At 57.2% G+C, this 13,146-nt stretch carries 15 protein-coding genes and 1 other annotated feature; of the genes, 3 read left to right on the forward strand and 12 right to left on the reverse strand.

The window, feature by feature from the left end; genetic code table 11:
- Window positions 1-734 precede the first annotated feature (734 nt).
- Both OMP38_RS20445 and OMP38_RS20450 read left to right on the forward strand, forming a co-directional pair.
- A complete protein-coding gene (locus tag OMP38_RS20445) occupies window positions 735-2,048 on the forward strand; it encodes a helix-turn-helix transcriptional regulator (RefSeq protein WP_277566714.1) in 1,314 nt (437 codons plus the stop codon).
- Window positions 2,023-2,868, forward strand: coding sequence for a WYL domain-containing protein (locus tag OMP38_RS20450; protein ID WP_277566715.1), 846 nt, complete (start codon window positions 2,023-2,025; stop codon window positions 2,866-2,868). The genes OMP38_RS20445 and OMP38_RS20450 overlap by 26 nt, the downstream gene beginning before the upstream one ends.
- 19 nt (window positions 2,869-2,887) lie before the next feature.
- Here OMP38_RS20450 and OMP38_RS20455 read toward each other — a convergent pair whose 3' ends face one another.
- From OMP38_RS20455 to msrA, 4 genes are all read right to left on the reverse strand, one after another.
- Window positions 2,888-3,385, reverse strand: a complete 498-nt coding sequence (locus OMP38_RS20455; RefSeq protein ID WP_277566716.1) for a hypothetical protein — start codon at window positions 3,383-3,385, stop codon at window positions 2,888-2,890.
- Window positions 3,342-3,734, reverse strand: coding sequence for a hypothetical protein (locus tag OMP38_RS20460; protein ID WP_277566717.1), 393 nt, complete (start codon window positions 3,732-3,734; stop codon window positions 3,342-3,344). Before OMP38_RS20460 ends, OMP38_RS20455 begins: the two co-directional genes overlap by 44 nt.
- A gap of 168 nt (window positions 3,735-3,902) precedes the next feature.
- Window positions 3,903-5,351 carry a DEAD/DEAH box helicase gene (locus OMP38_RS20465; protein WP_277566718.1) on the reverse strand — a complete coding sequence of 483 codons (1,449 nt, stop codon included), beginning with the start codon at window positions 5,349-5,351 and terminating at the stop codon, window positions 3,903-3,905.
- A 69-nt stretch (window positions 5,352-5,420) separates the two neighbouring features.
- Complete coding sequence (gene msrA, locus OMP38_RS20470) at window positions 5,421-6,050, reverse strand: peptide-methionine (S)-S-oxide reductase MsrA (protein ID WP_277566719.1); 630 nt, start codon at window positions 6,048-6,050, stop codon at window positions 5,421-5,423.
- Window positions 6,051-6,138: 88 nt separating this feature from the next.
- On the opposite strand from msrA, the gene OMP38_RS20475 reads away from it, so the two are divergent.
- Complete coding sequence (locus OMP38_RS20475) at window positions 6,139-6,306, forward strand: hypothetical protein (RefSeq protein ID WP_277566720.1); 168 nt, start codon at window positions 6,139-6,141, stop codon at window positions 6,304-6,306.
- Window positions 6,307-6,389: 83 nt separating this feature from the next.
- On the opposite strand, the gene OMP38_RS20480 is transcribed toward OMP38_RS20475, so the two are convergent.
- The 8 genes from OMP38_RS20480 to OMP38_RS20515 all read right to left on the reverse strand — a co-directional run bounded on the left by OMP38_RS20480 (window position 6,390) and on the right by OMP38_RS20515 (window position 13,142).
- The gene (locus OMP38_RS20480) at window positions 6,390-6,806 is read right to left on the reverse strand and encodes an organic hydroperoxide resistance protein (RefSeq protein WP_277566721.1); all 417 of its coding nucleotides are present in this window, start codon (window positions 6,804-6,806) and stop codon (window positions 6,390-6,392) included.
- A gap of 341 nt (window positions 6,807-7,147) precedes the next feature.
- Window positions 7,148-7,801, reverse strand: a complete 654-nt coding sequence (locus OMP38_RS20485; RefSeq protein WP_277566722.1) for an SGNH/GDSL hydrolase family protein — start codon at window positions 7,799-7,801, stop codon at window positions 7,148-7,150.
- An 864-nt stretch (window positions 7,802-8,665) separates the two neighbouring features.
- Complete coding sequence (locus OMP38_RS20490; RefSeq protein ID WP_277566723.1) at window positions 8,666-9,205, reverse strand: O-acetyl-ADP-ribose deacetylase; 540 nt, start codon at window positions 9,203-9,205, stop codon at window positions 8,666-8,668.
- 32 nt (window positions 9,206-9,237) lie between these two features.
- Window positions 9,238-9,768: a GNAT family N-acetyltransferase gene (locus OMP38_RS20495; protein WP_277566724.1), complete on the reverse strand. Its 531-nt coding sequence runs from the start codon at window positions 9,766-9,768 to the stop codon at window positions 9,238-9,240.
- A gap of 78 nt (window positions 9,769-9,846) precedes the next feature.
- Window positions 9,847-10,082 (reverse strand) — a binding site (T-box leader).
- A gap of 57 nt (window positions 10,083-10,139) precedes the next feature.
- Window positions 10,140-10,850, reverse strand: a complete 711-nt coding sequence (locus OMP38_RS20500; protein WP_277566725.1) for a 3-keto-alpha-glucoside-1,2-lyase-like domain-containing protein — start codon at window positions 10,848-10,850, stop codon at window positions 10,140-10,142.
- On the reverse strand, window positions 10,777-12,366 hold the full coding sequence (locus OMP38_RS20505) for a right-handed parallel beta-helix repeat-containing protein (RefSeq protein WP_277566726.1): 1,590 nt from the start codon (window positions 12,364-12,366) through the stop codon (window positions 10,777-10,779). Before OMP38_RS20505 ends, OMP38_RS20500 begins: the two co-directional genes overlap by 74 nt.
- 25 nt (window positions 12,367-12,391) lie before the next feature.
- Window positions 12,392-12,739 (reverse strand): hypothetical protein, encoded by a 348-nt coding sequence (locus tag OMP38_RS20510; RefSeq protein WP_277566727.1) that lies wholly within the window; start codon window positions 12,737-12,739, stop codon window positions 12,392-12,394.
- 67 nt (window positions 12,740-12,806) lie between these two features.
- On the reverse strand, window positions 12,807-13,142 hold the full coding sequence (locus OMP38_RS20515) for a peptidylprolyl isomerase (protein ID WP_338130557.1): 336 nt from the start codon (window positions 13,140-13,142) through the stop codon (window positions 12,807-12,809).
- Between the last annotated feature and the right edge of the window lie 4 nt (window positions 13,143-13,146).

Consider the following 13,146-nt stretch of genomic DNA (forward strand, 5'->3'; position numbering starts at 1 on the left):
CCTTTCTCCTCGTTATTAATATCGCTTGACGCGGTATGTACTTTGCAGGGGCCGTATAGGTATGAAAAAAAGACCCCTGTCGCCCTCGGATCTTCCTCTAAGACTGAATTCAGCCATAGAAAAAGACCGCTCGGCTACAAGCAGTCTTTACGGGTACGCATATGTATGCCGTCGCCGGCGGCGTCAGGCTGTAGAAAACAACCGACGAACCGAAGCGGGATTGCGCCTGTAAAGAATGCCGATATGAGATTGGAGATACAGATCTTGCGAATTGAACGCGCTTATCTCTCGCTGGCTTACTTTAATCTGGGACGTTGGGCTGCGATGGTCTGGACGTTCATCAATAAAATTCGTGTCGCGCATGTTCTGCACTCCTTTCTCCAATTCAGGATGTTGCCGGTAATCCTAGCATTGAGCGTTTAACGCTGTCAACCATAAACGGCTTGAATAAGTATCTTGGAGGAAATGGGTTGGAAAGGTTCTGCGCTTCGATCCTGTCGTTATGATCGAAGCGATTAGGTTTCGAGCCTAATGAATATTTGGGCGAAGTAACCCTTCCGTGCGCCTCCATGATCCCGTGAACCCGTTGCCTTGCGGCTCGGCTTCACAACCTGATTTTCGCAGCATTCGCTTCGTTCGAACAGGGCGAAAGTATGGCAACGCGTAAAAACTTTCCATATTCCCCTGCCTTTTTGCTTGATACAATGGTACAAAGATTGGCAGGAGGTGCGCGCATGGCACGGGAAAGCTTCGATAAAGAGGTTCAGTTTCTTCGCATGCTGGCGCTGGCCGGCGGCGCCTACAGCAGGCAGCAATTCGCCGACCGGCTCGGCATCTCCGTGCATACGTACGACAAGACACTGCGCTACATCAAGGACATGCGGACGATGCTGTCCTCGGACGCCGCCGACGACCTTGCCGAAGGTCTGCGCTACAACCACTACGAATCAGCGGACCCGCTGCTGCTCTTCCTCTTCAGATCCAAATCGCTGAAGGACTCGGAGAGCGTCCGGCTCGCGGTTCTGATCGGCTTGCTGCAGGGCGAAGCGCTGACCGCCAAAGAGCTGCTGGACGCCTGCAGCGACAGCATGCCGTCCGATTATGCTTGCCCTGACGAGAAGACCGTCCGCGGGGACCTCAAGTATCTGGAAGAGGTCGGCGTTATCCGCCGCATGGAGGGCGGACGACCGTACAAGTATCGGGCCGACATCGATCTGATCGACCGGCTGGCGGACGAGGAATTGCTGGACCTTTACGACTATGTCGACGTGATGGCCAACACGCAGGTGCCCGCCGTTCAGGGCTATCTGTTGAGAGATACGCTGAAAAAGGCGCTGACGAGACGGGGATACGGGTCCGAGACCTTCGATGTCCACCTGTACAAATATCACTATCACACGCGCATCCTCGACGAGGCGCATCTCTACACGGTATTCGAGGCGATCCGGGCGCGCAGAAAACTGACTTTCCTCTACCTGTCGCCCAAGAAGGGGAAAAACTACGCGTCCAAAAACACGAACCCGCTGTTCGAGCGCGAGACGGAGGGCCGCTTCGAGACGACGCTGCCGCTGCGCGTGGTGTACGACCATCAATACGGCCGTTGGTATCTGATCGGACACAGCCCCCGGCTCGGCACGATGAAGTATCGCATGGAAGGCGTCACTCAGATTGAGTTGGGGGATGCCGTAGATGCGGAAACCTTCGACCGGCGGCTGGAAGTCATTGAGCAGGAGCTCGAACACAGCTGGGTGACGGACACCCACCGGCGCGTGAAGATCCGGGCGCGCTTCTACAATCCCGGACGGGCGGGCGCGAACTTCGTGCGCGAACGCGTCCTGTCCCAAGGCCAATGGGGCGTGGTGACAGACGAGTCGGACACGACCTTCCTGTATGAAATCGAGGTCAACGGCATCTACGAGATCAAGCCGTGGCTTCGCAGCTTCGGCTCGAGCTGCGAAGTATTGGAGCCGGCATGGCTGCGCAGGGAGCTGATCGCCGAATGGAAGGAGATTCAGGCTTATTATGAACCCGTTCGAGAAGATCTTTAATTATCGGATTCTATCGCGGCTGGACGAAGCGGACTCGATCGCCCTCACGGCCCACGAGCGTTCGTGGCTCAAGACGATGCTCGAGCATCCCGCGTCCGCCGATGCCTTCGCCGCGGAGACGCTGTCCCGGCTTCGAGACCTGCTGCAGGACGAGACCGCGATCGAGAGCCGCGAATACATCGCCGAAAAAGCCAAGAGCCGGGAAAGGCAGGTCTATCATCCCCTGCTCCGCCCCCTCCGCCGCATGATCCAGCAAGGCCGCGGCATTCGGCTTACGTCAAGACTCAAGCACGGCGGCGTCCAATCCAATCAGAACGGGCTGCCCGTCAAGCTGGAATACAATATGGTCAAGCGGGAGTGGTACCTGCTCTGGTACAACGCGCGCGGCCTCATGTCGAGCAAGCTGCAGCATATCGTCACCGCGGAACCCATTCTGCTGCCGCCAGAGCGCGTCGAAGCGCTGCGAAGCCGTGCGCTCGCGATCCTAGAAGAACGCCGAACCTATGCGGTGATCGAGATCGTCCGCGAATACAACGCGGAGCTATCCCGGATCCTCTACGCCTTTTCCTGCTTCGATAAGACCGTCAGCTACGAAGAGAATCGGGACTTGTACCGCATCCGCGTCTCCTGCCTCGCCGACGAGAGCGAATTCCTGCTGTCCAAGATTCGCTTCCTCGGACGCCGGGTCAGGATCGTCGAGGGCGAGCAGTTGCGCAGGCGAATGCGGGAGTCGGCGGCCTGGGCGCTGGCGAGGTATGAGGGGGCGTCCGATTCCCAGCCGGCCGCGCAGCCCCCCGAGGATGCCGACTCGGCATCCTGACCTTGCCAGGCGGGAAGCGTTACTTCAGCGGCGGCAGCAGACCGGCTTTGCCGTCCCGCACCCAATATACGCGGTCGGATACCGGGCTCGGCATGAGCGCCACGCTGCGCTTCGCCATCGTCCGGAAGCCGGATTCCTCCGCCAGTCGCTGCGCCTGTCGGAGCGTCTCCATCTCTTCGTCCGCGCGAAGCACCATGACCGTCTTGCGATTCGTAAACGCGACCAGATAAGGATTGCGCCCGAGCCGCTTGTTTAACTCGGGATCCAAAAACTGGCACTCCGCCGGGTGCGTATCGTGCATGTACACCTCCAGCCTGCAGCTGTCCAGCAGCGTCGGCAACCTCATTCGCGGTTCCTGCCAGCCCGCCCGCCGAAGATTGCGGTACGCGATCTTCCTCAGCTCGTCCTCGCGCAGGTCCGGGTTCAGCTCCAGCATGCCTGCGGTGATTACTTTCGTCAGCTCGTCTTTAATCTCAAGATACATCTCCCGCAGGCCAGGCAGTCGCTCCGCAGACAATCCGCCCGCCTGCTTCCGGGTGGCCTCCGCGTATGCCTCGTCCCGCAGCGCGGGATAAATATAATCGGGATCGAGAATGGCGACCTCGTCCTTCTTTTCGCCTGCGATTTTCGAACTGCGAACGATATCGTTCAGGTAATCTACGGCTGCGTTTAAATCGCCCCCCGGCCATGTACGTGCGATACGTATCGTGCAAGCTGACCTGCGACTTGCCGATCTTGTCGTCCATCTCCAGCAGCAGCGGCTCTCCCTCCGTTAATCTGACGTCGATCTGCAGACTTGCCGCCAAATGGCGCTTCATCATCTCCGCGAACTGCTCCGGTTGATCGTACAATCTTGCCTGCTTCATGCCGCACGCCTCCTTAAAATGTCCCGGCAAAACAAAACACCCCGGCAAGACGTCCGCAGACGTCCTGCCAGGGTGTGCTTCACCGCTGGAAATATTAAGTATATTAAACCACAACCGTCCGCTTTTGAAAAGCTAAAAATTTGCCGGCGGCAAGGCCGATGCGTTCTTCTATTTCTTGTTCGCTTCGCGGACCTTCAACAGCTTGCCTTTGATCGTCGTGTCCTGCATCTTATTCAACACCAGGCGGCCCTTGCCGTTGAGAATATCCACGTAGGATGCATTGTCCTCTATCGTGATGATCCCGATATCCTCCGCCGATACGCCTTCGATCTTGGCGATCGTGCCGACGAAGTCCACCGCCCGGATTTTCTTTTTCTTCCCGCCGTTGAAGTAGAGCTTCAGGATCTCCTCGTCCAATCGGGAGATCCTGTCCTTTTTGACGCCCGCCTTGCTCTTGATCTTCGCATCAAAGGACGCTTGGGCATACGCCACCGCGTCTTTGGAGGGATGGTTTCTCCGCGGAATCTCAAAACCGACGTAGCGCTCCGCGTTGATCACGAATTTCTCTTCGTTCGGCGTGGCGAAGGAGATCGCTTTGCCCCTGTTGCCGGCTCGTCCGGTTCTGCCGGTCCGATGCACGTAGCTTTCGTTTTCCTGGGGAAAGTCGTAATTAATTACAAGACTGATATTGTCGATATCGATGCCTCTCGCGGCCACGTCCGTCGCGATCAGATAACGGAACTCCCCGCGCTTGAACGCGTTCATCACCTGGGAGCGATCGTCCTGCTCCATGCCCCCGTGGATTCGGTCGCAGGGGTATCCGTGCTTGGTTAGTTCCTTGAATACGACGTCGACCCGGACCTGCGTCCGGCAAAAAATAATGCAGCTGTCCGGATTTTCGACCGTGGCGACGTCCCTGAGCAGGTTCAGCTTGTCGTCATCTTTCACGGTGTAGAGCGCATGCTCGATCTGGCTTGTCGTTCTGCCCGCCGTCTGAATCTCGATATCGAGCGGCTGCTTCATATACTTGTGGCACAGGCGTTCGACATCCTTGGGCAGCGTCGCCGAGAACAGCAGGGTCACCCGATCCTTCGGCAGCTCGCGGATAATCTTCTCCACCTGCTCGATGAATCCCATGCTCAGCATCTCGTCGGCTTCGTCGATGACCAGGTATTTCACTTGCTCGAGGTCGATCGTGTCTCTCTCGATGTGATCCATGACCCGCCCCGGCGTGCCGACGACGACATGGTTTTTATGCGCCAACTGAATCTTTTGCCTGGCAAAAGGCTGCTTGCCGTAAATCGCGGTCGCCTTGATCCGCTTAAAGCGGCCGATGTTCATGATGTCTTCCTTGACCTGGTCGGCCAGCTCGCGCGTCGGCGTCAGGATCAAGGCTTGCGGACGGTTCTCCTCCCATTCCACCAGCTCGCAGATCGGGATTCCGTACGCCGCCGTCTTCCCGCTTCCCGTGTGAGACTTGACGGTCATATCCTTCTTCTGCAGCGCGATGGGGATGACCTTGCTTTGTACTTCCGTCGGCTTGGCGTATCCCATGCTGTCCAAAGCCCGGCGTATGTCGTCGCTTAGTGTATAGTCGTTAAAGCTGGGTTCGCTCATTGTTAATCCCCTTCGTATATCCGCGAGTGTCGGTTCCTCATGATACGACAATTCGCCATGCTTTACCAACTACCACCGAATCTGCCGGACCCGCTCGATCAAGGCGTCCCGCTCGTCCGGACGGATCGGCCACGCTTGAATCTCCCGAAGGACAGGCGCCAGGTTCGCATAGCCTTTGGCCACACCGTTAAGCCGCGCGGCCAGCGTCGAGCGCAGGAACGCTTCTTCCGATTCGTACAGCCCGCGCAGCTTGCCCGCGGCGTCCGGATATCTTTTCAGATAATACTTCTGGTGACGCGGCTCGGCCGCATAAAACGCCTTAAAAGGTACGATCTCCGTCTCCAACGGATACCCCTTGGCCGCTTCCATCCGCTTCTTCATCCGGTTAAACGCCTCCGCTTGACGCTCGTCGCGGTACAGCAGCAGAGACTGATACTGCCTTCCTTTATATCCGTTAATATTAACGGGATTATGATGATCCCAGAACGTCTCCAGCAGGCGATCGATCGAGATCAGTTCGGCGTCGTAGACGATCTCGACCGTCTCGGAGTGTTCCCCCATCTCGCGGTAAGTCGGCTGCCCGGTCGTGCCGCCCGCATATCCCACGCGCGTTTCCTCGACGCCCGGCAACGAGCCGAACAACGCTTCGGGAGACCAGAAGCAGCCCATGCCAAGCGTGATCGTTTGATTTCCTTGCATAAATCCCGCCCCCTCATCTGGCGCACATATTCCGGACCTAAACGTGGCATGCTGGAATGGTTGTCAAAATCGTCCAAGGAGGTGCCCCATGACAAATAACCAAAACGAACCGACCAAGGCGGAGGTCCAGACGACCGAGCTGAACAAGCTGCCCGTGCCCGGTCAGGACGATACCGAGTTTTCCGCGGAGGAAGCGGCAGAAGCCTTCGAACAAGGCCAAACCGCTAGCGGCACTCGGAATACGGACCGACAATAACCTTATTTAAAAAAGAATAAGACACCGTTCGCCTTCTCGCAAAAGGTCGCGGTGTCTTATTTGCGTTTGCCGGGCGCCGCGTCTTAAACGACGTTAATCTTGACTTCGATATTGCCCCGCGTCGCCTTGGAATAAGGGCATACCTGGTGCGCCTCGGCGGTCAGCTGTTCGGCAAGCGTCCGTTCGACGCCCGTCAGCTTCACGTCGAGCGCCACTGCCAGGGCAAATCCGCCGTCCGCGTCTTTGCCGATCGTGACGCTGCCCGTCACTTCGGTGCCTTCGTACTTGACCTCTCGCCTGCGGCATACCAGATTCAGCGCGCTCTCGAAGCATGCCGCGTAGCCCGCGGCGAACAGCTGCTCCGGATTCGTAGCGGCCCCGCCCATGCCGCCCAGCTCTTTGGGCATGCGAAGCTCCAGCTGAAGCACGCCGTCGCTCGAAGACAGCTTACCTTCGCGTCCGCCCGTGACCGTCACGGTTGCCGTATATAGGTTTTCCACCCGTTATCCCTCCGCATAGTCCGAAATCGATGCGTCGGCGCGCTGCATGGCAGACTTGCCTCGACATCCCACTAGGTTACGCGGAAGGGAAATTTTTATCCGATCGGGCCTTGCTAAAAATCCATCCAGAAAAATTGAGAAACAGCGAGAATGAGCCCGACAGCGTTTACCACGATAAAAAAGCCATTTTTTCGCCGTGCGGCTCACGGATTCCGTCCCCGTTATCAAGGTCCAAACCAGAATGCCGTTGAACACGACCATAATAATGAGCGCCAACCACCAATTCGCAGCCATCTTGACCTCGCCCTTCCTCAAATTCTACGTCATCTGCCGAAGCTTCTTTATTGCCGTTGCCGGCCTTGCCAGGACACGACCTCAAGCCACTGGCGCGCGATCAGTTCGTGGCCGGCGGCGGTCGGGTGGATGCCGTCCCAGAGCCAGTGCTCCCGGGGCGCCCGTTCGCAGGCTTCGTCGAAGAGCTGCTGAAGCGGTACGAACGTCGCGGAGTAGCTGTCTGCCAGCTCTCGCACGATCTGCCGGTAAGCCGTCATTTTCGTTTCCCAGGCGTTCCATTTCTCTTCGAGGGAGCCGGTCCGCAAGATGAAAGGCTCGCACAAAACGATATTCGCATTCGGGAGCGCCGTCCGCGTCTCCTCGAGGAGATGCGTATAAGCCAGCTTGTATCGGTCCGATGCGCCGCGCGCGTCGTCATGGATCTGATAATAGGCGTCGTTAACGCCGACCAGGATGCTGATGATCGATGGCTGCACGCTGATCGCGTCTTCGTTCCATCTGGCATACAAGTCCGAAGCCCGGTCCCCGCTGATGCCGCGGTTCACTACTTGAGGTGCATTCGCGCCAAGCTCCAAGCCCAAGCGGCCCGCGATCTGAAATACAAAACCGTGCCCCAAAATATGATTGGGATCGCTAGTGCGGCCGCGAGCGCCGTCCGTAATCGAATCGCCGATAAACAAAATCGTGTTTGCTGCCGCCATTCTTTTTCGCCTTCCCCCTCTGTTCAGTCGCTACGATTCATTGTATCACCAGACCGGAAGGCGAGGAACGGGGGGGGGGAGCCAATTTCGCTAATCGGGAAAACGGGAAACGAATCGAGACACGGATAGGATAGGATAGGATAGGATAGGATAGGATAGGAGAGGAGAGGAGAGGAGAGGAGAGGAGAGGAGAGGAGAGGAGAGGAGAGGAGAGGAGAGGAGAGGAGAGGAGAGGAGAGGCCGACAAGACTGGCGAACCGTGTCCACATGTGCATAACTTTGTGCGCAACCCGTGTATAACTTGGGGATAAATCAATTCGGAGCCCGTTACGCGTAGGGACGAAGGGAAAACCACTCGCACTCCCTGGAAACGGCCAAGGCGGATCGTTGACCTGAGAGCTATCCTGCAAAAATGCATCATTCAATGGCTGGTATGGAGTTTTTTGCGATTTATCGTGTAAAAGAAAGTGCACGATAGCTCGTCTTTTATTCCAGAAAAAGGATTTTTGGCTAAAAATCCTGCACTTTTGCGCGCTAGGTTGAAACGACGAACGGGTGTGGCTCTCGATCGTGTACTTTTGCGCGATAGCCCCTGTCAGCCTCTTCACTTTTAATCAATTGATGCTTTGCGCCGTGCTGAACGAGGAGCTTACTGAACGCTAGCTCCCTTCGTGCGCGTTATAAAAGAACGAATCATTAAAATGGCGAGTATGTGCGCATGTGCATAACGCTGTGCACATATTGTTGATAGGTTGTTGATAACGTTGATAACTTGGGGATAATTGTTGTTCCGGCCGGATGATCAGCGTCATGCGCCTGACGGCGTATCCGCCGCTTTCCTCTTCCCGCTCGAAGCTTGGCGTGTCATAATTCCCCGACACGTTCCACGTACAAATCATAATTTTCGAAATCGAAACATACGAACTGAATGCGCTCGAACCCATGCTTGCGCGCCAGTACGCCTGTGACGGCCCCGATCGCTACTTCGGCGGCTTCGTCCTTGGGATAACCGTAGATACCCGTGCTGATATTCGGAAAAGATATGCTCGCGATCCCATGCTGTTCGGCCAGGCGCAGCGCGCTCCTGTAGCAGTTGCCAAGCTTCTCGGCCTCCCCCTTCTTTCCGCCGTTCCAGACCGGCCCCACCGTGTGAATCACATGCTTGGCCTTTAAATTTCCCCCTGTCGTGATGACGGCCTCGCCGACGGGGCATCCGCCCCGTTCGCTTCGAATTCGAACGCATTCGTCCAGTATTCGTCTCCCGCCGGCGCGGTGGATCGCCCCGTCCACGCCCCCGCCGCCCAGCAAACTGCTATTGGCCGCATTCACGATACACGCCATGGCAGATTGTGTGATATCTCCCTGCACCACCTCTAACTTTGCGCCGTTCAATGTCTTTTCCAACCGGATCCCTCCTTAGACGCCGTTAACCTTAATTACGACAACTCCGAACGCAGCAAGGCATAATAGGTTAAATCCTCGTAAGTGCCGTCCTTTAACACATGTCCCCGAAAAACGCCTTCATGCTTCATTCCCATCTTTTCCATCACGCGAAACGAAGCCGGATTCCGCGTCATGGCCGCGGCCCATACGCGATGCAGCTTCAAGTCTTCCCATGCAAACTGCAATACCCGCTTCGCCGCCTCCGAGCAATAACCTTTGTTCCAGTAAGCTCTCCCCAACCAGTAAGCCAGTTCGGCGTGATGATGCGCCGGATCGATTCGCAACCCCACGATGCCCATAAACGTCCCAGACGGCCGGTCGAGGACGGCGAATGAAAAGCCCTCCCCTTTGTCCGCGGCCTCTTGCCTGCGTTGAATGAATGCGTCTGCCGATCCGGGCGGATACGGATGCGGGATCCCCAGCGTCGTCCGCGCAATCTCCTTGTCATTGATCAGTCTCTCCATAGGCTCCGCATCCCTGGGCTCGACCAATCGCAGCTTCAATCGATCCGTGTACAACACCATAACCGCTCGCATCCCCTTTAACCGGATTTAAAAATGCCATTTTTAAGCGCAAATTAAAACGCAAAAAAAACTCCATCCTCAAGGGACGGAGTCGATCCGCGGTACCACCCTGTTTGACGTATGCTCGCGCTACGCCCGCTCTGCCATCATCCAACAATGATGCTCCCGGTTAACGGCGGGATGCCGGGCCCGCCTACTCAAGTTCGGGGACCTGCTCGGAGGCGATGGTTCAACGCTCTGCGATACTGCCTCGCACCGGCCGGCAGCTCTCTGCAACGCGATAAGCGTCTACTTGTCCTCTTCTTCGCTTTTATGCGTATCGTTGCTTTACACCTTATTCCAGAAGCGAGATAGCTGTCAATAGGGAACGCTCAATACTGCATCACATTATCGAACTTCGCGTTGGCGCGGTGCGCGTACAAGCCGAATTGGCCGGACGCGATCGCGGTATCGGTCGTCGTCAGCTGCTTGGTTCCGTTCACCCAGAGCTCCAGCGTGCTTCCGTTCGCGACCGCCTTGAAGTCGTACCACGTGCCGGTACCCAGCGAGTACGTGGTCGAGGTCAGGTCCGTCGCGACGCCTCCGGATACTTTGGTGATTTTGAGCGTGTTCGTTAATTTGTAGTACATAAACACATAGTAGTTGTTGCTGTCTACCCGTCTCGCCACAATCCCGACGCCCGCATACCCCCCGCTGTCGAAGGCATCCGCTTTGACTTTGGCCGACACCGCGTAATTTTGCAGCGAGGTCTGCCCGGCATAGGCGATCGCGCTCGCGGCCGACGTGCTGGATTGGTTGTAAACCTTGGTCCCGTCCGTCGCCACGCTCCAGGTGCCGCCGGTTAACGCCCAGCCTGCCGCATAACCCGATTCGAAGTCTTCGCCGAAGATCGGCACCGCCTTGACGTCGTCGAACTTCGCGTTGGCCCTGTGCGCGTACAGGCCCGCCTGACCGGCGCCGATGCTCGTGTCGGTCGTCGACAGCTGCTTGACCCCGTTCACCCAAAGTTCAAGCGTACTGCCGCTGACGACCGCCTTGAAGTCGTACCACGTTCCCGTGCCCAGACTGAACGGCGTCGTCACCAGATCGGTGGCCGTTCCCCCCGGACACCTTTGCGATTTTTAAAGTATTGTTCAATTTATAATACATGAACACGTAATAGTTATTAACGTCGACGCGCCTGGCGACGAGGCCGACTCCCGCATAGTTGGTGCTGTCGAAGGCGTCGGCCTTCACTTTGGCGGATACCGCATAATTCTGCCAGGCATTCTGTCCGCTGTAGGCCGTCACGGCGGCAGCGGCGGTGCTCGATTGGTTGTAAACCTTCGATCCGTCCGTTACGACGCTCCACGTTCCGCCCGAAGCGCTCCAGCCCGTCGCGGCGCCCGTTTCGAAGTTGTCGCTCAGCAAAGTCAGGTTGGCGCTGCCCGCAGGGATGCCCGCCCCATTGTAAGCGCCGCGGTTCGGCGCGCCGGTGGAAGACACGGCATTGCCCCAGTAGTCCTTCCCTCCGTTGCCGCCGATCAGAACGCCCGATCCGATGGCCGGCGATCCTGCGACGAGCTTGTACCCGTCTACCGTATTCCGTCCGGTCCCCCCGCTTCCCGCCGTGACGAAGAGCGGATCGCTCGTAAGCTTGTGGGGATCGCTCGGTTCGCTTGTCGGATGATTGCCGTAGAACAGATTGTAATCGTACACGTCGTTCCCTTTGACCGTATAGCCTCCGCTGCCGAGGTTGTACACGATGTTGTTTTTGAACGACAGCGGATTGCTGCCCCCGAGTCCGTATACGATGCTCGTCGTCAAGCCGGACCCGACATAGATCGTGTTGTTGTAAATGCTGGCGTTCAGCGGCGTGTAGCTGTCGCTGAACTGAAACGTGCGCGCCCGGTCGTTCTGGCTGATGTTGTACCGTACCACCATGTCGACGTTGCGGATCGCGCCGACGCCCATGATCAGCAGGAAGCCGCCTTCGTTGTCGTGGCTGTAGTTGTATTGCACGGTACAGCCGCTCAGGTTGTAGTCGCAGTCGAAGCCCTGGCCGTCGTTCGTCGTTTTTGTGTTATACGCTTCGTTGTACTGCATCACCGGATTCGTGCTGTTAATCGCCCAGATCGCCACGTCGTAGTGCGTGTCCCGGTTGTGCGCGGCATTCACCACGTTGTATTGAATAAGACCGTTGATCGAAGCGCGCATCACGATGCCGTCCCCGCCGATATCGTTCAGCGTATTGTTGCTGATCACCAGGTTCGTAAACGGCTCGAAGCTGCCGGTATTGTCATTGTTGCCCCACGAGCTCGCGCTGTTGATCCCGGTACGGTCGACGCGCTCGACGGTATTGCCGTCGATCCGCACGTCGTTCCACTTCGAGCGCACCGCCGTCCCCGTGACGAGCACGAGGATTCCCCCGGTCGCTTTAAGCGCGTCGCTGTTCGTTCCTTTTACGTCGTGAACATAATTGTTTTGGATGTAAAAATGGTTGTACGTCCCGACGTCTTGCGCCTCTACCTTGATCCCGTACCGTTCGCCCTCCGCCGTCGCCGAATTCGTAATTTCCAGATTGTTAACTTCCCAATACTGCTGGTTGTAGAAATACACCGTGGCGCCGATCAGCCCGTTCCCGTTAATGATGGGCCTTCCCCCCGCTGCCGTACTTGTCGATGACGATCGGGGCGCCGGACGTGCCGGAGCCGAGCGGGTGCAATTGTCCGGACCAGACGGATCCGGCTTTGAACAAGATCTTGTCGCCTGGCTGGAACGTCGTGGCGTTCACCTTGGCGAGCGATTGCCAGGCCGAACCGTCGCTCAGCCCGTTATTGCTGTCGCTGCCGCCGACCGAATCGACATAATAAGTGGCGTTGTTCGCAAAAGCCTTCGTCGCCAAGGAAGGGATCGACAGCGTACAGCCCAGCATCAGCGTAAAAATCAAACCGATGGACAGCCAGGAACGCTTGTTTTTCAAACCACTCATCTCTCATTGTCCTCCTCGCGTTCTGATTAAGCGTTTTCATAAAATGCCGCATGCATTCCCGCCTCCGCTATTGAAGCCTCATGCTTCGGTAGACTTGCTCCTTCAGCGTTACTTTTGCTTCCGCAACCAATCTCTTCACCTCCGTTTCGAACTTTTCCTCGAACAGACGGCGTTTCACGTCTTCCTTGACGTCGCCGAACGGCCGGTAACCACCTCCTTTTCGCGCCAGGCATTTGAGCACGGCAAAGCGATCCCCGTCGGCAAAAACCTGGCTGACGCCGCCTTCGGACAAAAGGAGTGCTTCTTCGATCGCCGCCTCGTCCGGCGTATTCAGATCTTTGCTTCGCAGCGTATCTTCGTTTACCTGAAACTCGCCGAACGCCCAGCCCGATTCGGCTTCCATCGCC

The organism is Cohnella ginsengisoli, from assembly GCF_029525555.1.
GTDB lineage: Bacteria > Bacillota > Bacilli > Paenibacillales > Paenibacillaceae > Cohnella > Cohnella ginsengisoli.